Here is a 21,784-nt window from a genome sequence, read left to right as displayed (position 1 = left end):
TTGCAAATCGCAATAAACAGATTGATGCCCAAAGGGGAGTCGGTTATACGAAATTGTGATGTTTCATTCGCTGAAATCGACTCTGCTTCTTGCACTCCTTCCGCTGGCTTCGCTGTCCGCGTCTGTATCTTTTGAATACAGCTTTCTCGCTAATTCAGACACCGACAATCTCGGCCTGAATGGCTCCACTTTTACCTTCACCATGGTGTCGGTTGGCGACACCTGGGAAACGATCAACGATAGCAACGGGGTCGGCTTTGAGCTGGCCTCCGTTCAGTTGACGATTGCCAATTCGAGCACCCTCGACGGCACCTACAATCTGATCCAGACGCGCCCCACGGGTCAGGTAGATGATAAGGCCACGGGATATCTGCTTGGTGGTGGCTTTCTCTATCTTGGCCTCGGGCGGGACGGCGGGTTTCCGATCTTCGAGGCGGAAGGTGCGGACCTGACCCTTACCAGTAGTTATGCTTTTACCTTCGACACCTATAGCCCATCCGTCGGCGACCCGATCGATGATGAAGCGATCGCAGGCGTGACGCTATTCGTGAACGAGTTCACCGCCACCTCAGGTGGGCTCAGCAATACCCTGGGGAATCTCATCACCACATTGAACGCCACGCCCTACACGCCTCCTGCGGTGCCTGAACCCGCCCACGCAGCGGCCTTGTTCGGCCTCGGTGCCCTCGGTTTCATCGCCTGGCGCCGCCGCCGCGCCTAAGGGGAAGCCACTTTTGCAAAAGTAAAAAGCCACCCCTGCCGAGCAGAGGTGGCTTTTTTTGTCGGTAAAGGATGGGAAACGCCCCTACCCCTTCACCTCGGCCTGCTTGGCGAGGATTTGGGCGATTTGCTGCACGTCCTTGTCGCCGCGGCCGGAGAGGTTGATGACGAGGATTTCGTCGGGGCTCATCTGCGGGGCGCGCTTGAGGGCGTACGCGACAGCGTGGGTGCTTTCGAGAGCGGGCAGGATGCCTTCGCAGCGGCAGAGCAGTTGGAAGGCTTCCATCACCTCGGCGTCGGTCGCGTAGGCAAAGTCGATGCGGCCGAGGTCGCGGTAATAGGCGTGCTCGGGGCCCACTGCCGCGTAGTCGAGGCCGGCGGAGACGCTGTGCGTCAACTCGATCTGGCCATCGTCGTCGCAGAGGAGGAAAGTCTTGCTGCCTTGAAGCACGCCCACGCGACCACCGGAGAAGCGGGCGGCGTGCTTGCCGCGCTCGATGCCGTGGCCACCGGCTTCGACGCCCACGAGGCGCACGTCGGGCTGGTCGAGAAATTCGTAGAACATGCCGATGGCGTTGGAGCCGCCGCCGACGCAAGCGACGACTTCCGCAGGCAAGCGGCCTTCCAGCTCCATGATCTGGCGGCGGGTTTCTTCGCCGATGATCTTGTGGAAGTCGCGCACCATCATGGGGAAAGGGTGTGCGCCGAGGGCCGATCCGAGGATGTAGTGCGTATGGCGCGAGGTGGCCACCCAGTCGCGCATGGCTTCATTGACGGCGTCCTTGAGCGTGCGCTGGCCTGTCTCCACGCCTCGGACTTCCGCGCCGCAGAGGCGCATGCGGAAGACGTTGAGGGCCTGGCGGGCCATGTCGACCGCGCCCATGTAGATGACGCATTCGAGGCCGAATTTGGCGCAAACGGTAGCCGTAGCCACGCCGTGCTGACCGGCTCCGGTTTCCGCAATGATGCGTTTCTTGCCAAGGCGGCGGGCGAGCAGCGCCTGCCCGAGCACGTTGTTGATCTTGTGCGCGCCGGTATGGAGCAGGTCTTCGCGCTTGAGGTAGATCTTGGCCCCGCCGAGGTGCTTGGTCAGCTGCTCGGCGTAATAGAGCGTGGTGGGGCGGCCCGCATACTCCTTGAGGTACCACTGCAGTTCGCGGTTGAACTCGGGATCCGCCTTGGCCTCCAGGTAAGCTTGCTCCAGCTCCTGCAGGCAGGTGAAAAGCGTTTCCGGCACGTATCTACCGCCGTAGACCCCAAAGTGGCCGGAAGCATCCGGCATTGCGGTCTTATCAATCTGCGCCACCGATTCAGAAATCATGGGAAACAAACATCGCCTTTCCGGGGAGCGAAAGCAAGCCGCAACGGCCAACGCTTTACGCCGCACGTGGGCCGGTCGTTAAAACGGTTTGGTGCGCTGGCAGAACTGGAAGGGCACGCCCCAGGGGTCGCGCATCGTGACGACCGTCGAGCCGTCGCTGGTGGTGTCTTCGACCACGAGGGTGGCGCCGGCCTGCAGCACGCGGTCGCGCTCGGCCTGGGCGTTTTCAGCGACAAAGGCGAAGTGGAAGATGAGGTGGTGCTGCGCAGCGTAGTCGGGGTAAGGCGCTGCCGGGTTGCTGTAGACTTCGCAGATGCAGCGGCCCGTGCTGTCGGCCAAAAAGGCGACGTAGGGCGGGCTGTCCTTGCGACGGAGCACCTGGAGGCCGAGGTGCTGGACATACCAGTCGGTAAAGGCACTGGCGTCGGGCACGTTGAGGGCAAAGTGTTCGAACTTCATGAAAGGATCGGGGCAGGTCTAGCAGTGCTTGACCGTGATGATCGTCACGTCGTCGGACTGGCGGTCGGGCCCGGCGAAGTGGACCATGCTGTCGAGGATACCGTCGTTGAGTTCCACGGCCTTCTGGGTCGAATAGCGGCGGATGGTCTCGGTGAGGCGGTGGTTGGAGTATTCCGCGCCGGCATCGTTGGCCATCTCCGTCACGCCATCGGTATAGAGCAGGAAGATGTCGCCTTGGCCAAACGGCACCTTGCGGTCGGAAACGGTGAGCGCAAATATCTCGTTGGGCACCATGCCGATGGCCATGCCTTCGGAGTCGAGCAGCTCGGTCGAAATCTCACCCGAAGCGCTGCGGTGGAGCAGCACGGGCAGCTCGTGACCGGCGCGGCAAAGCGTGATGCTGCTGTCGCCGGTGTCGATCACCGCATAGATGATGGTGACAAACATATCGGCCCGCATTTCCTCGTTCATCACCGCATTCAGCTCCGTCAGCACGCGTGCGGGTGAAGCATATTGGCGGGCGAGGTGGCGGAGGTTGCTCTGGCAGACGGCCATGACGAGCGAGGCGGGGATGCCTTTGCCGGAAACGTCGGCAATGGCCACACCGTAGCGATGGTCGTCGAGCTGGAAGACGTCGTAGAGGTCGCCGCCGACGGTTTGGGCGGGGCGGTAGACGGCTGCGATGTCGAGCAGGGCCGTCTCGGGGTAACGGCGGGGCAGCAGCTTGTCCTGGATTTCCTTGGCGAGGCCGAGGTCCATATCCATGCGGCTTTTCTCGATCTGCATTTCCATCAGGTCGAGGTTATGGACCGCGAGGCCGGCCTGGTCGGCCAATGAGCGGGCGAGCGAAAAGTCCGTCTCGGTAAAGGTGCTGCCGTCGGCCGGGTTGGCGAGGGCGAGGATCGCGAGGGTATTGTCGCGGAAGCAGACGGGCACGACGATGATCGAGTAGATCTGTAGCGAGGGGTCTTCGTACTGGATCACGCGCGGATCTTGCCGGGCGTCGGAGATGAAGACGCCGCTGCCGGTGCGCGCGACCTGGCCGATGAGGCCTTCGCCCACGCGAAACACTTCGGAGCGCATCACCTTCTCGATCTGCTTGGTGCGGCTGCCGGATTTTTCGCGGCTGAGGCTGGCACCGGGGCGCTGGGGTGGGAAGAGGCCTTCCACGGCCACGCCGTGCAGCTCTTCGTCGCGCCGCTCGTAGACGACGGCACAGAGGGCGCCAGTCGATAGGATGCTGGCGTGCATCATGCGCTTGAGCAGCTCTTGCCGCGTCACGCCATGGCCGATGGGTTCAACCATGTTGTGCATGAAGTCGAGCACGATCAGCTTTTCCTGGCTGAGGAACTGTTTGTCCTCATCGAGGCGGGTGATTTCCCGACGGGCGCGCCACCAGAAATAGGCTCCGACCGAGCCACCGGAAACGAGTCCGAGGAAGAAATACCACCAGTTCCACATCCCAACAAATCAGCTTTCGTCGGACCGCCTTCCGCCGAACGTCACTCTGTCTGACTTTTCAGAAAAGCGATCACGTCCTGGAACTTGGCCCGGTTGGATGCGTCGATCTCAACCAGATTCTCATGAGCCTGCAAGATCATTCGCGCGCCCTCGCGTTCGGAGAGCTTTTCGGCTGGCAGGGCCTCGCTCTTGGCATCGCCCGAACCGGAGCCGTCGAGCTCCACCACCTTGATGGTCGGGAGCTTGTGAAGGCCGAGATTGCGGACGAGTTCCCCCACCCGATCGCTCATGCGGGCGAGGGTGATCGTGCCTTGCGGCTTGGCCTGCAACAGCTGGATAGAGGTGCCGGCGAGGATCCCGAGGAAGGTCGAGTCCACGCCGGTGCAGTCCTGAAAATCCAGCAGGTAGCGGCGGCGCCCCTGGTCGATCATCCGCTGAAAGAAGCGCTTCAGCGGGGCCGAGTTGTGCAGCGTAGCCCGTCCAGCGATGCGCACCACCACGGGCTCGTGGTGGGCGTTGACCAAAAAGACGGGGGCTTCGCTGGGCATACTCGGGATAGACGCAGGGGTGGCGAACAGGCGGCTTAGGCCTGCTTGGCGCGCTGGAGGATCTGTCGCAGCACGTAGGTAAGAATGCCGCCGTGGCGGTAGTATTCCACTTCGATGCCGGTATCGAGGCGGGCCTTGAGCTTGGTCTCCTTCACGCTGCCGTCGGCCTTGGTGATCTTGAGGGTCACGAGGGCGCCGGGCTTGATGTCGTCGGAGAGGCCCACGAGGTCGTAGGTCTCGGTGCCGTCGAGGCCGAGGGCCTTGGCATCTTCACCGTTGGTGAACTCCAGCGGGAGCACGCCCATGCCGATGAGGTTGCTGCGGTGGATGCGCTCGAAGCTCTTGGCCACCACGGCCTTGACGCCGAGGAGGTTAGTGCCCTTCGCGGCCCAGTCGCGGCTGGAGCCCATGCCGTAGTCGACGCCGCCGAAGACCATCAGCGGGGTCTTCTCCTTGCGGTAGTCGTTGCAGGCGTCGAAGATGAACTTGATCTCGCCCTCGGGCTGCTTCTTGGTGAAGCCGCCTTCGCGCCCGTCGGCCATCAGGTTCTTGATGCGGACGTTGGCGAAGGTGCCGCGGGTCATCACGCGGTCATTACCGCGACGCGAGCCGTAGCTGTTGAAGTCCTTCTTCTCCACGCCGTTTTCCTTCAGGTAACGGCCAGCGGGGCTGTTCTCGGTGATGCTGCCGGCAGGCGAAATGTGGTCGGTCGTCACGGAGTCGCCGAAGATGCCGAGCGCGCGGGCGCCCTTGATTTCGGTGATCGAGCCGGCTTCCATGCCGAAGCCTTCGAAGAAGGGCGGCAGTTGGATGTAGGTGCTGTCGTCCTTCCACTGATACAGCGCGCCGGTGCTCGACTTGATTTCCTTCCACTCCGGGTTGGCTTCGAGAATGTCGCTGTACTGGTTGACGAACATCGAGGGCTTGAGGCCAGTGGCCAGGGCTTGCTCGACTTCGTCGCGGGAGGGCCAAATGTCCTTCAGGTAGACGGGCTGGCCGTCTTTGCCGGTGCCGAGGGGCTCGGTCGCGAGGTCGATGTCGACGCGGCCGGCGAGGGCGTAGGCGACGACGAGCGGAGGCGACATGAGGAAATTCGACTTGATGGCGCCGTGAATGCGGGCTTCGAAATTACGGTTGCCGGAGAGCACGCTGGCGACGACGAGTTCGCCTTCTTCGATCGCCTTCTCCACCGCAGGGTCGAGCGGGCCGGAGTTGCCGATACAGGTGGTGCAGCCGTAGCCGACGAGGTTGAAGCCCAGCTGGTCGAGGTAGGTCTGCAGGCCGGTCTCGTTGAGGTATTCCGTCACCACGCGGGAACCGGGGGCGAGGGAGGTCTTCACGATCGGGTTGACGTCGAGGCCCTTCTCCACCGCTTTCTTCGCCACCAGGCCCGCGCCGAGCATGACGGAGGGGTTGCTGGTGTTGGTGCAGGAGGTGATGGCGGCGATGACGACGGAGCCGTGGCGCAGCTTGTTGCCTTCGGAAGCCTTGTTGTGGACTTCTTCGGTGGCGGTCGCGGGGCGGTTGGTCACCATCTCGCGCTCGCTCCAGATTTCCTTCGACGGATCTTCGCTGAACTCGTTGATGCCGCCGCTCATGGTCACGCGGTCACCGGCGAAGCCCTTGACTTCGGCTTCGCGGCCCCGCTTGTCGGCGCTGATGCCAAAGCCGCCTTCGGCGACGGGCATGGAGAGCAGTTGCTCGAAGCGGCTCTTGAGGCCGTCCACGTCAATGCGGTCTTGCGGGCGCTTGGGGCCGGAGACGCTGGGGGTGATGCTGCCGAGGTCGAGCTCGATTTCCTTGGTGTAGTCGCACTCGCCCTTGAGCGGCACGCCGTACATGCCCTGCTGGGTAAAGTAGTCGCGCACGAGCTGGATCTGCGCTTCGGAGCGGCCCGTCATGCGCAGGTAGTCGAGCGTCTTGTCGTCGATGGGGAAGAAGCCCATCGTGGCGCCGTATTCCGGGGCCATGTTGGCGATGGTGGCGCGGTCGGCCAGCGTGAGGCTGGCGGCGCCTTCGCCAAAGAATTCCACGAACTTGCCGACGACCTTGTGCTCGCGCAGCAGCTGGGTGATGCGGAGGGTCAAGTCGGTCGCGGTCACGCCCTCGGTCAACGCGCCGCTGAGGTGCACGCCGATGACTTCGGGCGTCTGGAAGGCGATGGGCTGGCCGAGCATGCCGGCTTCGGCCTCGATGCCGCCCACGCCCCAGCCCACGATGCCGAGGCCGTTGATCATGGTGGTGTGCGAGTCGGTGCCGACAAGGGTGTCGGGGTAGAAGACGCCATCTTTCTCGAACACGACCTTGGCGAGGTATTCGAGGTTGACCTGGTGCACGATGCCGATGGCAGGCGGCACGACGGCGAAGGTTTCAAAGGCTTGCTGGCCCCACTTGAGGAACTCGTAGCGCTCGCGGTTACGCTCGAATTCGATTTCGAGGTTTTGGGCGAACGACTTGGCGGTGCCGGAGCGGTCGACCTGCACGGAGTGGTCGACCACGAGGTCGACCGGCACGAGCGGCTCGATCACGGCCGGGTCGCCGCCGATGGCTTTCACCGCGTCGCGCATGGCGGCGAGGTCGACGAGCAGCGGCACGCCGGTAAAGTCTTGCAGCACGATCCGGCTCACGACGAAAGGAATTTCGGCGGAATCGGGCTTGGTGGCATTGTAGGCCGCCAGGCGGCGGACGTCTTCCTCGGTGACGCGCTGGCCGTCGCAGTTACGCAGAACGGACTCGAGCACCACCCGGATACTGACGGGAAGTCGGGAAATCTGGCCGAGACCTTGTTCCTCAAGGGCAGGGAGACTGAAAATCTGCCCATCGCGGAAAGGGCGCGCCGCCTTAAACGGATCGTGAAGCGAACTCATAAACCATTCAACTATGAGTGGGGCCGGGGGTAAATCAAGCCCGACCTACCATCGGATCCAAAAATCCTGAACTAAATATCGTTTAGCGTAAAAATGTTCAAAAATGACCGGCCTAAGCCAGTAATTGGCATTGGCTTGCAAAAAAGCCCGGGCGCACAGGGCAACCCGGGCTTTCATGAAAATAGATCGACCAAAAACCCTACGCCTTGAGCGCGGTCTTGATCTGGTCGAAGGGCGGGAGGACTTTGGGGTCGTCGCTGGAGGAGGCGAACTTGATTACGCCGTCTTTGCCGATGACGAAGGCGGCGCGCTTGGAGACGCCGTGGAAGTCGAGCACGCCGGGGACGAAGGTGTCGTAGATCACGTCGTAAGCCTTGCTGACTTCCTTGTTGAAGTCGGACAGCAGCGGGAAGGTAATGCCGGAGCGTTGGGCAAAGACTTCTTGAGTGAAGGGGCTGTCGACGCTGATGCCGTAGACGGCGGCGTCGAGCTGGTCATACTCGTCGAGGCCGCCGGAAACGGTGCAGAGCTCGTCGGTGCAGACGCTGGTGAAAGCGAAGGGGAAGAAGAGCAGCACGGTCTGCTTCTTGCCGAAATTGTCGGAGAGCTTCACGGCTTGCATGCCGTCGGCCGTCTTGTGCTTGAGCGTGAAGTCGGGGGCTTTGGTGCCAGTAGAGAGAGCCATAAGGCCTTCAGCTTCAAGGATGGGGCAGCAGGTCGCAAGGCGGAAGTTTTGCACGAATCCACCCCATGGCCGCAAAAACTCCTTTCCACTGCTGGGAAGTCCTGTTCAAGTCGTAGCCTTCCATGAAGCCGATTGATATTCTGTGTCAGAACGTGGCAGATCTCCACAGCCGCGAGGAACTGGAAAAGCGCCTGGCCGAAGGCCGCCCGCTGCGCGTGAAGCTGGGCGTCGACCCGACCCGCCCCGACCTGACCTTCGGCCACATGGTCGTGTTCAACAAGCTGCGCCAGTTTCAGGACCTCGGGCACGAGGCCGTGCTCATCATTGGCGACTTCACGACCTTGATCGGCGACCCCTCGGGCCGTTCGTCCACCCGCCCGGTGTTGACGAAGGAGGAGATCACCGAAAACGCGAAGACCTACGTCGATCAGGCTTACCAGATCCTCGACCCCGCCAAGACCACCGTGCGCTTCAACAGCGAGTGGTTTGGCAAGATGGGCTTCGAAGACTGCCTCGGCCTCGCCCGCAAGATGACGGTGGCCCGCATGCTGGAGCGCGACGACTTCCACAAGCGCTTTAACAGCAACACGCCGATCAGCATCATCGAGTTTCTCTACCCGCTCGTACAGGGCTACGACAGCGTGATGGTGAAGTCCGACGTGGAGCTGGGCGGCACCGACCAGCTTTTCAACAACCTCGTGGGCCGCACGCTGCAGCGCGACGCCGGTCAACCGGAGCAGATCGTGATGACCCTGCCCCTGCTCGTCGGCACCGACGGCGTGAAGAAGATGTCCAAGAGCCAGGATAACTACATCGCCTTCAACGACACGTCGAAGGACATGTTTGGCAAGATCATGAGCATCGGCGACGAAGTGATGTGGGACTACTACCGCCTGTTGCTGCTGAAGACACCCGAGGAGATCAAGGAGCTGCAGGCCGGGCACCCGATGGCGGCCAAGAAGCTGCTCGCCAAGACCCTGACCGACAAGATCCACGGCGAGGGCAAGGGCCAGCACGAGCTGGAGCAGTTCGAGAAGGTGTTTTCCCAAAACCAGCGTCCGGACGAGATGCCGGAGTTCCAATGGAGCCAACTGGCCGAGGGCGAATCGCAGACCCTCGTCAACCTGCTCGCCAACTCGGGCCTCTTCGACAGCAAGAAGGAAGCGCGTCGCCTGATCGAGCAAGGCTCGGTGAAGATCGACGACGTGAAGCAGGACCAGCCGATGCTCGAAATCGCCCGCCCCAGCGCCCCCATCGTGCTCCAGGCCGGCAAGCGCAAGTTCTTCCGGGTGCTGGCGTAACGCAGGAAGTGGCACCCCTACTGGGGTGCGCGGTCGTAAATCGCTCTAACGTAATCTGGAGTGCTGCGCTTTGCGCAGATCTGGTTTAGGAGTAGGCGGCCAAAGCGAAGGGCGACATCGCAAGCAACTTACCCGTGCTTGAGCCCTGGGGCCTCCTGTATCCGTTTCTAAGACATCATCCAGATCTGCGCGGAGCGCAGCACTCCATAACGCGTTTGGCGGAAATGAAGGCCATTGGAGGCTGCCTCTGTCTGCTTCCCTGTGATTTCGCATATGGGTGGCGTGCCAGCCTACCTTTTTTGCCCCCCGCGTGACATCTCCCGCAGATTGTTACACCGCGTGCGGTGTGCGGTCTTGCGCCGCAGGTGTGGGTGGGGGTATTGAGTGGGGAGCCTCACGTTTACCGTTGTCTCCCCTCCCCCGCCTCAGTCTGTGAATCGAGAATACCACCGTTGGTTCAGCCCGCACTTGCAGCGGGAGATGGAACTGCTCGTCTTCGGCCATGCCGGGGCCAAAGTGCTGATCTTCCCGACCCGCGGGGGGCGCTTTTACGAGTATGAGCACCTGCGCATGGTCGATGTGCTCAAGGACAAGATCGACGCGGGCATCTTCCAGCTCTACTGCGTCGATTCGATCGATGCGGAGTCGTTTTACTGCTTCTGGGCGCACCCTCGGGGCCGCATCGAGCGTCACCAGCAATACGAGGACTACATCGTAAACGAGGTGATGCCGTTCATGGACCGCAAGAACGCCAACCGTTGCACGATCTCGCACGGTTGCAGCTTTGGCGCCTACCACGCGTGCAACCTCGCCTTCCGCTACCCCTGGAAGTTCCAGAAGCTGCTCGCGCTCAGTGGCCGCTACGACTTGACCCAGCCGGTGGAATACTTCGCCGACCTGCTCGATGGCTATTACGACAACGCGGTGTATTACCACATGCCGAGCCACTACCTGCCCAACCTGACGGACGAAAATTACCTCGCCCCGTTGCGCGCGATGGACATTCACTTTGTGATTGGCGCCGAAGACCCGTTTCTCGACAACAATCGCCGCCTCAGCGACGAGCTCTGGCGCAAGGGCATCGCCAACCACCTCCACGTCTGGGGCGACCGCGCCCACCGCGGCTACTACTGGCGCAAGATGGTGCCGCTCTATTTGTAGGGGGCAGAAGACGGTTCAGCCGCAGATCAGCGCGGATTTACGCGGATGAAGAAAAAAAACCAACGTATTTATTCTCTTTATCTGTGCTGATCCGTGTCCATCCGTGGCCCTTCCCCCTCCCCTAGGCGCAACTCCGTTTGCCGCCAGTATCTTCCACTGGGCTTTGACTCTAGGCCGTAGACGGGCAATGGTTCGCCCTCGTCGCGGAAAGCGCGATGAATTAGCAATATGCGTAAAGTCGCCATCGTCGGAACCGGGATCTCGGGCCTCGCCTGTGCCCATCGCTTGCATCCACAGTGCGAGCTGACGCTCTATGAGCGGGAGGATTACGTCGGCGGGCACACCAATACGGTGACGGTGCGCGAGATCGACCGCGAGGTGCCGATCGACACGGGATTCATGGTCTACAACGAGGTGACGTATCCTCGCCTGACGGCCTTGTTTGAGGAATTGCAGGTGCCGACCCAGGAGGCCGACATGTCGTTTGGCATGAATCACCTGCCTGCCCGGTTGACGTGGTGCAGTCACCAGTTGCAGGGGATCTTCGCCCAAAAGCGCAACGTTGCGCGCCCGCAGTTCTGGCTGATGATCCGCGACTTCTACAAGTTCAACCGCATCATCAACCGGCTGGCGCGACTGGATGCCCTGCCCGACCAGACCTTGGGTGAATTCCTGGAACAGCACTGCTTCAGCGAACCGTTTGCGCGCCTCTACCTGCTGCCGATGTGCGGCGCCATCTGGTCGACCCCGCAGGATCACATCCGCGCCTTCCCCCTGCCCTCGCTCGCCCGCTTTCTCTACAACCACGGCCTGCTCGGGCGCGTAACGCACCACACCTGGCGCACGGTGACGGGTGGCAGCCGGGTCTATCGCGAGCGCTTGATCGAGCCGTTCCGCGAGCGGATCCACACGGCGCTGCCGGCGGTGGAAGTCCAGCGGCGTGCTAGCGGGGCCGTAGTCGTCGATGCGAAAGGTGAAAAGCAGGCCTTTGATTCGGTGATCATCGCCACCCATGCCGATGAGGCTTTGCAGCTGCTGGCCAACCCAACCCGCGACGAACATCAGGTGTTGGGCGCGTTTGCCTACAACCGCAGCCACGTGCAACTCCACACCGATGCCCGCGTGATGCCGGGGCCACGCTCGGCCTGGGCCGCCTGGAACTACCGGGTGGAAGCGGTGGGGCACGACGCCGTCACTGCCTCGACGCACTATTGGATGAATCGGCTGCAAGGGGTGTCCGACCGGCAGCAGTATTTTGTGAGCCTCGATGCACAGCATGTGGTGGATCCTCAAACGGTGCTCTGGGAGAAGGAATACACGCACCCGCGCTTCGACTTGCCCGCGGTGAAGGCGCAAGCACACCTGCCCCGGCTCAATGAAACGGGCCCGATCTACTTTGCTGGGGCCTACTTCCGATATGGCTTCCACGAAGACGGCCTCATGAGCGGCGAAAACGTTGCCCAAGCGTTGAACGCGATGGAAAAAGCCAGTATCGTGGCGTGACTCCCTACTCCTCCCCACCTCTATTGGACATGGCTAGCGAATCTCCCCTCCGCTCGGCCCTGTACGCCTGTCGTGCCTCCCACGACCGCTACGAGCCTCGGCGCTACGGCTTCAAGTCGCGCCTCTTCATGTTTTATCTCGATCTGGACGAGCTGTCGGAGCTTTCCCGGCGCATCCCGATCTTCAGCCGCAACCGCCCCAACGTCTATTCGTTTTACGACCGCGACCACCTCTTCATGGGGCATCGCGACCTCCGGGACAACGTGCGGGCGTTTCTACGGGAGCGCGGCGTCACGGAGACGGTCTGGCGCATCGAGCTGCTGACCAGCGTGCGCGTGTTCGGCTACGTCTTCAACCCGCTCAGCGTCTTTGTCTGCTACGACGAAAGCGACGCGCCGCTCGCGATGATCGCGGAGGTGCACAACACCTTCGGCGAGCTGAAGCCCTACCTGATCACGCGCGAGCAGATGCAGCGCAACGTGTTTACGGATGAGGTGCCGAAGCACTTCTACATCTCCCCGTTCAGCGACCTCGACCACCACCTGTCGCTAAAGCTGCACGTGCCCGGTCAACGTCTCGCCCTGGCGGTGGGTGGGCGCTACGAAGGCCGGTCTCAACCCTTTTTCCACGCCACGCTCACCGGGGCGCGCCAGCCGCTGACGACACAGCGCTTACTGGCCTTCAGCGCCCAGTTCCCCCTCGTCACCGCGCGGGTCATGGGGCTGATCCATTGGCATGCGCTCAAGCTGTGGCTGAAGGGCGTGCCCTTCCGGATGAAGGAAAAGGAGCCGGAGCTGCAACAGGGCATCTACCCAAAATTGGGGCAGAAGGATGCGCCGACGGTGAAATCTTCGTAAAGCTTGTCGAGAAGCCTGATTGAGCCTACAATTTGACCTTGGTATGAGTCGTTTACTGGCAGCACCCTTCTGGTCCATCCTGAAGCAATTCCGGCACGGGCACCTCAAAGTCGTGCTCCCGGATGGCAAGGAGCGTCACTTCGGCCAGCCGCCGCAAGAATGCGCCCCTTACGACGATCCCAAATCGCCGGTCGCGGAGTTGCAGATCCGCGACGACCGCTTTTTCCGCTACATCGTGTGGGGCGGCGAGATCGGCTTTGGCGAGGCCTACATGGCCGGCTTGTGGGACAGCCCCGACGTCACTCACCTGCTGCGCTTCTTCCTCGCCAATATCGACACCGTACCTGGCTTCGGAGACGCCGGGCGCAAGCCGATGCTGTTCAACCTCGCCAAGGGGGCCAACTGGCTGAAGCACCTCGGCCGCCGCAACTCCAGGGAAAACAGCAAGCGCAACATCGAGGAGCATTACGACCTCAGCAACGAATTTTACCACCTTTGGCTCGACGAGACGTGGTCTTACTCCAGCGCCTATTTCCCTCACCCGGAGATGGACCTCGCCGAGGCCCAGCGTGAGAAATACCGCCGCCTGTGCCGCAAGCTGCAGCTCAAGCCTGGGATGAAGGTGTTGGAGATCGGCTGCGGCTGGGGCGGCTTTGCCCTTACGGCGGCGCGCGAATTCGGCTGCCATGTTAAGGGCATCACCATCTCCGAGGCGCAGTTCGAAGTCGCCGTCAAGCGGGTCAACGAAGCGGGCCTCAACGACCGCATCCACCTCGACTTGATCGACTACCGCGACGTGCAGGGGCAGTTCGACGCGATCGTCTCGATCGAAATGCTCGAAGCGGTCGGACACGAATACCTGAAGACGTTTTTCACGCAATGCCACCGCTTGCTAGCCCCGCATGGCGTGCTGGGCCTACAGGTGATCCTCGCGCCCGACAGCCGCTACGAAGAAGGTCGCAAACAGGCCGACTTTATCAAGAAACATGTCTTCCCCGGCGGGCAGTTGCCGAGCCTCACTGCGATGCAGCAGGCCATGCTCTCTTCCGGCGAGCTGTTTTTGCAGCATTTGGAGACGTTTGGGCAGCACTATGCCCGCACCCTGCGCTGCTGGCGCGACCAGTTTGAGCATCGCCTGCACGATGTGAAGGAGTTGGGCTTCGACCAGCCCTTTATCCGCAAGTGGCGCTACTACCTGTGCTACTGCGAGGCCGCCTTTGCCATGCGCAGCATCAACGTCGGCCAGATGGTCTACACGCGGCCCAACAACCCCTATTACTTCACGCCTGAGGAGTTGGACGGGCTGCACGCTGTGCCGGAGCTGCCGCTGGTGACGCACCACCCCGAGGGTTGCTAGAGCAGGCCGCGCAGGTCAACAATGCGCACGCGGGCTGGGTCGACGAAGCCCCCGAAGGTTAGGATGCTGCGGGCACCCCACCCCCATTATGATGCCCTTGCGATCCCTCTCCCTCCTGGGCCTGCTGGCCGCGTTACCCCTTTCGCCCGCCCACGCCGCCGAGCCCTGCTGCGCGCCCGTCGTGCATGTCCACGGCAGCGCCCACTACGTAAAGCCCGATGGCCTGCCTGCGCAGATGCAAGGCCAGCGCTTCATCGCCTCCGTCTCCAACCTCGAGCCGGGCCCTTACCTCGTGGAGGTAGATCTGGCCGAAACCGAATTTCGCGAACCCGGCCAACGCCAGATCCAGGTCGAGATCGCCCGTCAGAAGGTGGCCGAGCATCTCGACCCGTTCGCCGAAGCCGGCTTTGGCCAGATCGTCACCGTGCAGGGCGAAGTCGATCACTTGGGTGACGCCCAACGGGGGCCGCTGGAGGTCCGCTTTACCGGCCGCAAGGGCGAGGCTGTCTTTGCCGAGATCCGCGTCTTCAACGATCAGGGCGAACTGGCCGCACGCCTTACGGCAGAAGACCTCAGCGCCATGGTCGCCACCGCCGACACCCCGCCGGAGATCAAGGGGCCCGTGCTTTTCCGCGACCCATCGCAGCCGAGGGATGCCCGCGTCGACGACCTCATCCGCCGCATGACCTTGAGCGAAAAAGCCGCCCAGCTCGTCAACGGCGCCAACGCGGTCGAACGCCTCGGCGTGCCCGAATACGATTACTGGAACGAGTGCCTGCACGGGGTGGCCCGCGCGGGCGTCGCGACTGTCTTCCCGCAGGCCATCGGCATGGCGGCGACCTGGGACCCCGCCCTGCTCCAGGAGACGGCGGACATCATCGCGACCGAAGCGCGAGCGAAGCACCACGAATCGGCCCGCAACGGCGAACGGGGCCGCTACCACGGGCTCACCTTCTGGACGCCCAACATCAATATCTTCCGCGATCCGCGCTGGGGCCGGGGCCAGGAAACCTACGGCGAAGATCCTTACCTGACGGGCGTGCTTGGCGTCTCCTTTATCCGCGGCCTGCAGGGCGACGACCCGAACTACCTCAAGGTGATGGCCTGCGCCAAACACTTTGCCGTGCACAGCGGGCCGGAGCCGGAGCGCCACTGGTTTGACGCCACCGCGCCGGAGACGGATTTTTACGATACCTACCTGCCGCATTTCGAGATGGCGGTAAAGGAGGGGAGCGTCGGCTCGGTCATGAGCGCCTACAATCGCGTGGATGGCGAATCGGCCACCTCCAGCCATTTCCTGCTCACGGAGATCCTGCGCGACCAGTGGGGCTTCGACGGCCATGTCGTCTCCGACTGCGGCGCCGTTTTCGACATCTGGGCGCGCCACAAGATCGTCGACACCCCGGCAGCCGCCGTCGCCCGCTCGATCCAGGCCGGTTGCGACCTGAATTGTGGCAGCCAGTATTTCTCCATCCCGCAGGCCGTGCAGACCGGCCTGCTGAGCGAAGCCGAGGTCGACCGCGCGCTCCACCGGGTGTTGCTCGCCCGCTTCCAGCTCGGCATGTTCGACCCGCCGGAAGACGTGCCCTACGCAAGCATCCCCTTTGACGTGGTGGACTCGCCGGAACACGCGCAACAGGCACTCGACGTGGCCCGCGAGTCCCTCGTGCTGCTGAGCAACCACAACACCTTGCCGCTCGACCTCGATCGGCTCCAAACGATCGCCGTGATCGGGGCCAACGCCGACTCCGTGCCCATGCTGCTCGGCAACTACAACGGCACGCCCTCCGCCCCCGTAACGATCCTGCAAGGGATCCGCGACGCAGTAGGCGACGACGTGGAGGTGCTGCACGCCACCGGAGCTCCCCTCGTGGCTGGAGCCGAAGACGCCGACGAGCAATTGACCGCACAGCGCGCTGAAGCGGTGCAGATGGCTTCCCGGGCCGACGTCGTGATCTACGTCGGTGGCATCAGCCCCCAACTGGAGGGCGAGGAAATGCGCGTCGATCTGCCAGGCTTCCGCGGCGGCGACCGCACCTCCATCGAGCTGCCCGAGAGCCAGACGGAGCTGCTGCACGCCCTCCATGCCACGGGCAAGCCAGTCGTATTCGTCAACTGCAGCGGCAGCGCCATCGCCCTGCCGTGGGAGGCCGAACACCTCGGTGCGATCCTGCAGGCCTGGTATCCGGGGCAGGCGGGCGGCACCGCAGTCGCCGATGTGCTCTTTGGGCGCTATAACCCCTCGGGGCGACTCCCGGTGACGTTCAACCGCTCCACCGACGACTTGCCGCCCTTCGAGGACTACGCCATGGCCGGGCGCACTTATCGTTACTTCGAGGGTGAGCCGCTCTTTGCCTTTGGCCACGGCCTCAGCTACACGACTTTTGCCTACGGCAAGCCACGGCTCATCCCTGCTTCCGCCCGGCCGGACGGCACCGTACGCCTCAAGGTCGAAGTCCGCAACGAAGGCAAACGCGATGGCGACGAAGTCGTCCAGATCTATGCGCTGGAGACGCCGTCGGCAACGGCCCCTCTCCGCCGCCTGATCGCCTTTGCCCGCGTGCCCCTCAAGGCCGGTGAAAAGCGCACGGTGGAGCTGGAGATCCCGCTGCACCACCTGCGCCTGTGGAATCCGGATACCGACGCCTACGAAGTCGCCCCCGGCAGCTACACCTTGGGCGTCGGCCGCTCCTCCGCCGACATCCGCCAGCAGGTGAAGCTGAAAGTCGCCCAAAGCCGCTAGGCGACTCTGCCTCCAAGCTCAGGCTGGCTGGCCTCGTCCACCCGTGGGATGAAGTGCCAGCGGCGGTTGGCGGCGCAAATGCCGTTGAAGATCGCATAGCGCCAGCGCAGCCGCCACGGGAGCCGCGTGCAGCCCGCCACCACGGAGTTGACCGCATCGAACAGCTTCAGGACGTTGGACGGGTGCATGAAAACGGCGGCTCCGTCGTCGTCGTAAAAGTTTTCGATCAACTGCCGCATCACCTGCACCCGGGCCTTGATCTGGTGGGTGTAGCGAGTCGTCTCAGCGGCCCGCAGCGGGCGCTTGGCTTGCAGCGCGCGGTCGACCAACTGAGCGGCAGCGTAGGCCGATTCGCTGGCCAGGTAGACCCCGGAGGAGAAAATCGGATCGATAAAACAGGCGGCATCGCCCACCAGCAGGTGGCGCGGTCCGCCAAAATCCGTGTGGCTGTAAGAGTAATCGGCCGTCACATGGAGTTCGCTCGTAGCTTCGGCCTGCGCCAGACGTTCGGCCAACTGGGGAGACTGCCGGAGGGCCTGCCAGAAGAAGTCGAGGCGGTCCTGCCCACTGGCCTTCAGGCGCTCGGGCGTGGTCACAACCCCGAGCGACACACGGTCGCCGTCGACCGGGATGAACCACGACCAGCCGTCGGGCAGGCGCGTGATGATGATGTTGCCGCCACGGGCGCCCTCGTCGCGCCGCACGTGGCGTGCGTGGAGGTAGAGCGCGAGCCGCTTGGGGTAAGGTAGCGTGTCGCGCGCCAGCTTCAGGTGATGGCCCAGCACGGCGGTGCGGCCCGAGGCATCGAGCACAAAGGCGGCGCGCAGAGTCTCGCCCGTATCGGTGTTGAGCGTCCAGCCATCGGCGCTTTGGGCGAGCGCGGCAACCTTCGCAGGCTGGCGGATCTCCACGCCCTGCTCGCGCGCATGCTCCAGCAGGAGGTGGTCGAAGCGGGAACGCTCGACCTGATAAGTGTAATCGCGCCCGGGCATCAACCCGCGAGCAAAGACGTTATGGACCGCGCACGAGCCGTTTGCACTGAGGAACTCCGCCCCCTCTTTCTTGACGAAGCCGGCGCGCTCGATCTTGTCCCACACGCCGATGGCGCGCCAGACGGCATTTCCGTTGGGCAGCAGGCTCTCGCCGATCTTGAAGCGCGGAAAGGCGCTGGCTTCGAGCAGGGTGACGCGGTGCCCGCGTTGGGCGAGGGCGGCGGCGGCTACACTGCCGGCCGGCCCCCCGCCGATGATGGCCACATCGGTAGATGCGTTCATGGTGTCTTCTCAACTGGCTTGGGCTCCACCAGAGGGGTCTCGGGCAGGATCTCGCGCCACAATTCGCGCCACACCGGCCAACGGTGGGCACCAGGGGCGCGGTAGACCCGCTCGGGCGGCAGCGATTCGGCAAAAAGGTCGATCGGGCGGCGGAAGCGGTCGTCGGCCCCCACTCCCAGCCATACGGGCGGGCGCTGGTCGGCTTCGCGACGGTAGCTGCCCAGCCAGCCCCAAAGGCGAAACTGGAACTGATCCCACGACGTCTCCTCGGGCGGAGTCCATTGCTCCGGCCCCCCGGCGGCTTCGATCTGGGCAAACAGGCGGGGGTCTTCGCCCAGGTAGGGCGCGAGCAGGATGATGCCGTCCCACGTGCGCCCGTGGTCCACCTCGTACATCAGTGCGCCAAGGCCGCCGAGCGAGATGCCCACCACATAGATGCGCTCGTAGCCCAGCTCGCGAGCGGGGGCCAGCACGTCTTCGCGCAGGCGGTCGCCAATCGTGCGGCGGTAGTAGTAATTGAGGTGGGCATCGACGGCCCAGACGTCGACCGGGGCATTGGCGGCACGCAACTCCTCCAGCAGGCCCTCATCGGCAAATTGCTCCGGGCGATCACCGCGCCCGGGCAGGAAAACGAGCAGGGTCGATTGGCGCTCGTGGGCGGCGAAGGGGTATTCGTGGTGCGGCATGGGCACCTTGGGCTCGCGCAAGAGCAGGCGGCAGCCCGTCAGCGGCACAAAGGCAAGGCTGAGCACCCAACCGACATTCCACCGGCAGTGACTGGCGAGGCGACTCAGGATGCGGCGGCTTCGCGACCGTTGACCGTGCATCCTCGACCAAGAAAAAGAAAACCTTGGCCACGGCGAGGGTGATTTCGTAAGAACGGTCGAAAATCTCGCTATCTATGACTTCAACTTCGCCTATGGCCGGTGACTACGACGTCATCATCTTCGGAGGTGCCCTCTCCGGGGCTGCCACCGGCTTCCTTTTGCGCCGCCACCACCCGGGCCTGCGGGTGCTCATCGTGGAGCGCGCGGAGGCCTTCGACCGCAAGGTAGGCGAGAGCACGGTCGAGCTGAGCAGCTATTACCTAGGCAAAGTCCTCGGCCTGACGCCTCACCTCCTGCAGCATCATCTGGTCAAGCAGGGACTGCGCTTCTGGTTCAGCAACGACCAGTGCCAGAGCTTCGACGATTGCAGCGAAATCGGGCCGGGCTACCACGTGCGCCTACCGGGCTTCCAGATCGACCGCGCCATCCTCGATACCTTCCAACTGGAGCGAGCGGTCGAGGCGGGTTGTGAGCTGTGGCGACCGGCTGAAGTCAAGGACGTGCAACTGAGCCCCGGCGGCCTGCAGCAGGTAACGGTGCAGCGCGGCAACGAGCGCCAGACGGTCAGCGCCCGCTGGGTCGTGGACGCGACCGGCTTTGCCCGTCTGCTCGCCCGCAAGAACAGCTGGGTAGAGCGCAACGAGGCCCACCCCATTTCCTCCATGTGGGCACGGTGGAAAAACGTGACCCATTGGGAAGACCTCGACCTGCTCGACGCCCACCCCTGCTACGCCAAGCGTTGCAAAGGCACGCGGCAGACCGCCACCAACCACCTCCTTGGCGACGGCTGGTGGGCCTGGTGGATCCCCCTGCAGGGCGGCGAAACCAGCATCGGCATCGTCTACGACGAGCGCCTGAGCCAGCCGCCGGAAGGTGCCAACGTGGCCGAGCGCCTGCGTCGCCACCTGGAGCAACACCCGGTGGGCCGAGAGCTCCTGAAAAACGCCGAGCCCGACCTCGACGACGTGCACTACCGCAAGCACTTGCCGTGGCTCTCCCGCGAGGTGTGCGGCGACGGCTTTTGCCTGGTGGGCGACGCGGCGGGCTTCATCGACCCCTTTTACAGCCCCGGCCTCGACTGGATCGCCTTCACCACCATGAACGCGCTCAAGCTGATCGGCCACGAGCGGCAGGGTATGGACGTCGCCGAACTGGCGGCAGAGCGTAACCGCGCGCTACGACTCTCCTACTGGCGCTGGTTCAAGGCGATCTATCAAGACCGCTACTATTACATGGGCGATTTCGAACTGCTGCGGCTGGGCTTCCGCATGGACCTTTCGACCTACTATTTCGGCGTGGCTTCGCAGCCCTTCAAGTATGGCAGCATCAAAGGCTTCGAAAACCCTCCGCTCACCGGGCCGCATACCGAGGTGCCATACGCGACCTTGCGCCGCTTCAACCGCCGAATGGTCGCGATCGGCTGCCAGCGCCGCGCCAACGGCAGCTTTGGTCAGGCCAACAAGGGGCACAACGACGCCTTCCGCAGCTATGAATTTGACCACACACTGCTGCAGCGCATCGGCTGGAACCTGCTGTGGTGGGGTGCGCTGGAGCTGAAGGAAGGCTGGCGCGCTCGCCAGGAGCCCGAACCCGCCGGTATGGTGCCGGGCCTCGCCCCCGCCTGATGGAGCCCGGCCCATTCAGAAAGCTCCCGTCCCCCGTCTGGTGGGCGGCGATCTGGCTGTTGCTGCTCGTGCTGTGCGGGGTGGTGCTGTATCTGGTGCGCGAGCCGGTGCTGGCGTTGGTCGAGACGTGGTTCCAGCGGCCCGACCCGGTCTGGTTTGTCGTGCTGGCGAGCCTCCTGCCCATCGTGGGTTTCCCGATTTCGCTCGTCTACCTGGCGGCGGGTGCGACGTTCCCGTGGTGGATGGGTTGGCTGCTCTGCAGTCTGTCGCTGGCGATCAACCTATCGCTCAGCTGGCTGCTCGGGCGGCTGGTCTTGCGGCGGCCGATCACCGCGCTGATGCAGCATACCGGCTACCGCCTGCCCGACATCTCCACCACCAACCGATTCCGCCTCGCCTTTTTGCTGCGCACGGTACCGGGTATCCCCTTCTGGGCGCAAAATTTCCTGCTCGCGCTGACGGACCTGCCGTTTTTCCACTACTGGCTGATCTCGTGGTCGACCCAGAGCGTGCTGGCTGCCGGGATGTGCTGGCTGGGCCATTTCGGGCGCGAGGCTGCCGGGCCGGTGACGATGGTGGTCGTGATCGCGCTGCTCCTGCTACTGCCGCTGGCCAAACGTTTTTTGACCAAGCCCAAGCCTGCCGGAGCTGCGTCCTGACGGTGGACAAGCTGAGCTAATGCCGTGCCCCACGGGCGGTTTTAGCCTTGCGGCAGCACCGTGGGCGGGCGTAATCAACCCTTTACTCCGTGGAAAATCCTGCTCGTCTCAACAGGATTGCCCCGCCCGTAGAAATTCATTCGCTGTAGAAGATGTCTGATCCATTGAAGCAGGAGCTGAAGGAACTCGTGGTGAACTCCCTCCACCTCGAGGATGTGCAACCCGCCGATATCCCCGACGACGAAAAGCTGTTCGGCGGCGGGCTCGATCTCGACTCCATCGACGCCCTGGAGCTGGTCGTGCAGCTCGAAAAGACCTATGGCATCAAGCTCGGCAGCAGCGAGGAATCGATGAAGGCACTCAGCTCGATCAACGTGCTCGCGGACTACATCCGCACCCATTCGCCCCAAGCCTAA

Annotated in this window: 18 protein-coding genes; 10 read left to right on the top strand and 8 right to left on the bottom strand. The window is 63.3% G+C overall.

Translation table 11 applies throughout. The features are described 5' to 3' along the window. Positions 1 to 58: 58 nt before the first annotated feature. The gene (locus Q7P63_14890; protein MDP0501378.1) at positions 59 to 721 is read left to right on the top strand and encodes a PEP-CTERM sorting domain-containing protein; all 663 of its coding nucleotides are present in this window, start codon (positions 59 to 61) and stop codon (positions 719 to 721) included. Between the two features lie 84 nt (positions 722 to 805). Here the strand turns inward: Q7P63_14890 and trpB are convergent, their stop codons facing one another. The 6 genes from trpB to Q7P63_14860 all read right to left on the bottom strand — a co-directional run bounded on the left by trpB (position 806) and on the right by Q7P63_14860 (position 8,061). Further along, a complete protein-coding gene (gene trpB / locus Q7P63_14885; GenBank protein ID MDP0501377.1) occupies positions 806 to 2,041 on the bottom strand; it encodes a tryptophan synthase subunit beta in 1,236 nt (411 codons plus the stop codon). Positions 2,042 to 2,119: 78 nt separating this feature from the next. Further along, positions 2,120 to 2,500 carry a VOC family protein gene (locus tag Q7P63_14880; protein ID MDP0501376.1) on the bottom strand — a complete coding sequence of 127 codons (381 nt, stop codon included), beginning with the start codon at positions 2,498 to 2,500 and terminating at the stop codon, positions 2,120 to 2,122. An 18-nt stretch (positions 2,501 to 2,518) separates the two neighbouring features. Further along, on the bottom strand, positions 2,519 to 3,961 hold the full coding sequence (locus Q7P63_14875) for a SpoIIE family protein phosphatase (protein ID MDP0501375.1): 1,443 nt from the start codon (positions 3,959 to 3,961) through the stop codon (positions 2,519 to 2,521). Positions 3,962 to 4,002: 41 nt separating this feature from the next. Then, complete coding sequence (locus tag Q7P63_14870) at positions 4,003 to 4,509, bottom strand: STAS domain-containing protein (protein MDP0501374.1); 507 nt, start codon at positions 4,507 to 4,509, stop codon at positions 4,003 to 4,005. 35 nt (positions 4,510 to 4,544) lie between these two features. Then, positions 4,545 to 7,376 carry an aconitate hydratase gene (locus tag Q7P63_14865; GenBank protein MDP0501373.1) on the bottom strand — a complete coding sequence of 944 codons (2,832 nt, stop codon included), beginning with the start codon at positions 7,374 to 7,376 and terminating at the stop codon, positions 4,545 to 4,547. A 199-nt stretch (positions 7,377 to 7,575) separates the two neighbouring features. Further along, positions 7,576 to 8,061: a redoxin domain-containing protein gene (locus tag Q7P63_14860; protein MDP0501372.1), complete on the bottom strand. Its 486-nt coding sequence runs from the start codon at positions 8,059 to 8,061 to the stop codon at positions 7,576 to 7,578. Positions 8,062 to 8,183: 122 nt separating this feature from the next. Here Q7P63_14860 and tyrS point away from each other — a divergent pair, with 122 nt between their 5' ends. The 6 genes from tyrS (at position 8,184) to Q7P63_14830 (ending at position 16,983) form a co-directional block, all read left to right on the top strand. Further along, entirely contained in the window at positions 8,184 to 9,362 is a 1,179-nt protein-coding gene (gene tyrS, locus Q7P63_14855; protein ID MDP0501371.1) for a tyrosine--tRNA ligase, read from the top strand. Between the two features lie 432 nt (positions 9,363 to 9,794). Then, complete coding sequence (locus Q7P63_14850) at positions 9,795 to 10,523, top strand: alpha/beta hydrolase-fold protein (protein ID MDP0501370.1); 729 nt, start codon at positions 9,795 to 9,797, stop codon at positions 10,521 to 10,523. 228 nt (positions 10,524 to 10,751) lie between these two features. Beyond that, positions 10,752 to 12,026, top strand: coding sequence for an FAD-dependent oxidoreductase (locus tag Q7P63_14845; GenBank protein MDP0501369.1), 1,275 nt, complete (start codon positions 10,752 to 10,754; stop codon positions 12,024 to 12,026). A gap of 29 nt (positions 12,027 to 12,055) precedes the next feature. Continuing rightward, a complete protein-coding gene (locus Q7P63_14840) occupies positions 12,056 to 12,883 on the top strand; it encodes a DUF1365 domain-containing protein (protein MDP0501368.1) in 828 nt (275 codons plus the stop codon). A gap of 43 nt (positions 12,884 to 12,926) precedes the next feature. Then, a complete protein-coding gene (locus Q7P63_14835) occupies positions 12,927 to 14,240 on the top strand; it encodes a cyclopropane-fatty-acyl-phospholipid synthase family protein (protein MDP0501367.1) in 1,314 nt (437 codons plus the stop codon). Between the two features lie 91 nt (positions 14,241 to 14,331). Further along, positions 14,332 to 16,983 (top strand): glycoside hydrolase family 3 C-terminal domain-containing protein, encoded by a 2,652-nt coding sequence (locus Q7P63_14830; GenBank protein MDP0501366.1) that lies wholly within the window; start codon positions 14,332 to 14,334, stop codon positions 16,981 to 16,983. On the opposite strand, the gene Q7P63_14825 is transcribed toward Q7P63_14830, so the two are convergent. Beyond that, the gene (locus tag Q7P63_14825) at positions 16,980 to 18,257 is read right to left on the bottom strand and encodes an NAD(P)/FAD-dependent oxidoreductase (GenBank protein ID MDP0501365.1); all 1,278 of its coding nucleotides are present in this window, start codon (positions 18,255 to 18,257) and stop codon (positions 16,980 to 16,982) included. The two genes, Q7P63_14830 and Q7P63_14825, sit on opposite strands and share 4 nt — an antisense overlap. Further along, complete coding sequence (locus tag Q7P63_14820; protein ID MDP0501364.1) at positions 18,254 to 19,084, bottom strand: alpha/beta hydrolase; 831 nt, start codon at positions 19,082 to 19,084, stop codon at positions 18,254 to 18,256. The genes Q7P63_14825 and Q7P63_14820 overlap by 4 nt, the downstream gene beginning before the upstream one ends. Before the next feature lie 92 nt (positions 19,085 to 19,176). Here Q7P63_14820 and Q7P63_14815 point away from each other — a divergent pair, with 92 nt between their 5' ends. The 3 genes from Q7P63_14815 (at position 19,177) to Q7P63_14805 (ending at position 21,784) form a co-directional block, all read left to right on the top strand. Continuing rightward, on the top strand, positions 19,177 to 20,709 hold the full coding sequence (locus Q7P63_14815; protein MDP0501363.1) for an NAD(P)/FAD-dependent oxidoreductase: 1,533 nt from the start codon (positions 19,177 to 19,179) through the stop codon (positions 20,707 to 20,709). Then, the gene (locus Q7P63_14810; protein ID MDP0501362.1) at positions 20,709 to 21,368 is read left to right on the top strand and encodes a VTT domain-containing protein; all 660 of its coding nucleotides are present in this window, start codon (positions 20,709 to 20,711) and stop codon (positions 21,366 to 21,368) included. The genes Q7P63_14815 and Q7P63_14810 overlap by 1 nt, the downstream gene beginning before the upstream one ends. A gap of 152 nt (positions 21,369 to 21,520) precedes the next feature. Beyond that, complete coding sequence (locus Q7P63_14805; protein ID MDP0501361.1) at positions 21,521 to 21,784, top strand: phosphopantetheine-binding protein; 264 nt, start codon at positions 21,521 to 21,523, stop codon at positions 21,782 to 21,784.

The organism is Verrucomicrobiota bacterium JB022, assembly GCA_030673845.1.
Classification (GTDB): Bacteria; Verrucomicrobiota; Verrucomicrobiia; order Opitutales; family Oceanipulchritudinaceae; genus WOUP01.
The sequence above is the reverse complement of the archived record's forward strand: the minus strand, read 5'-3'. Positions and strand labels throughout refer to the sequence as shown.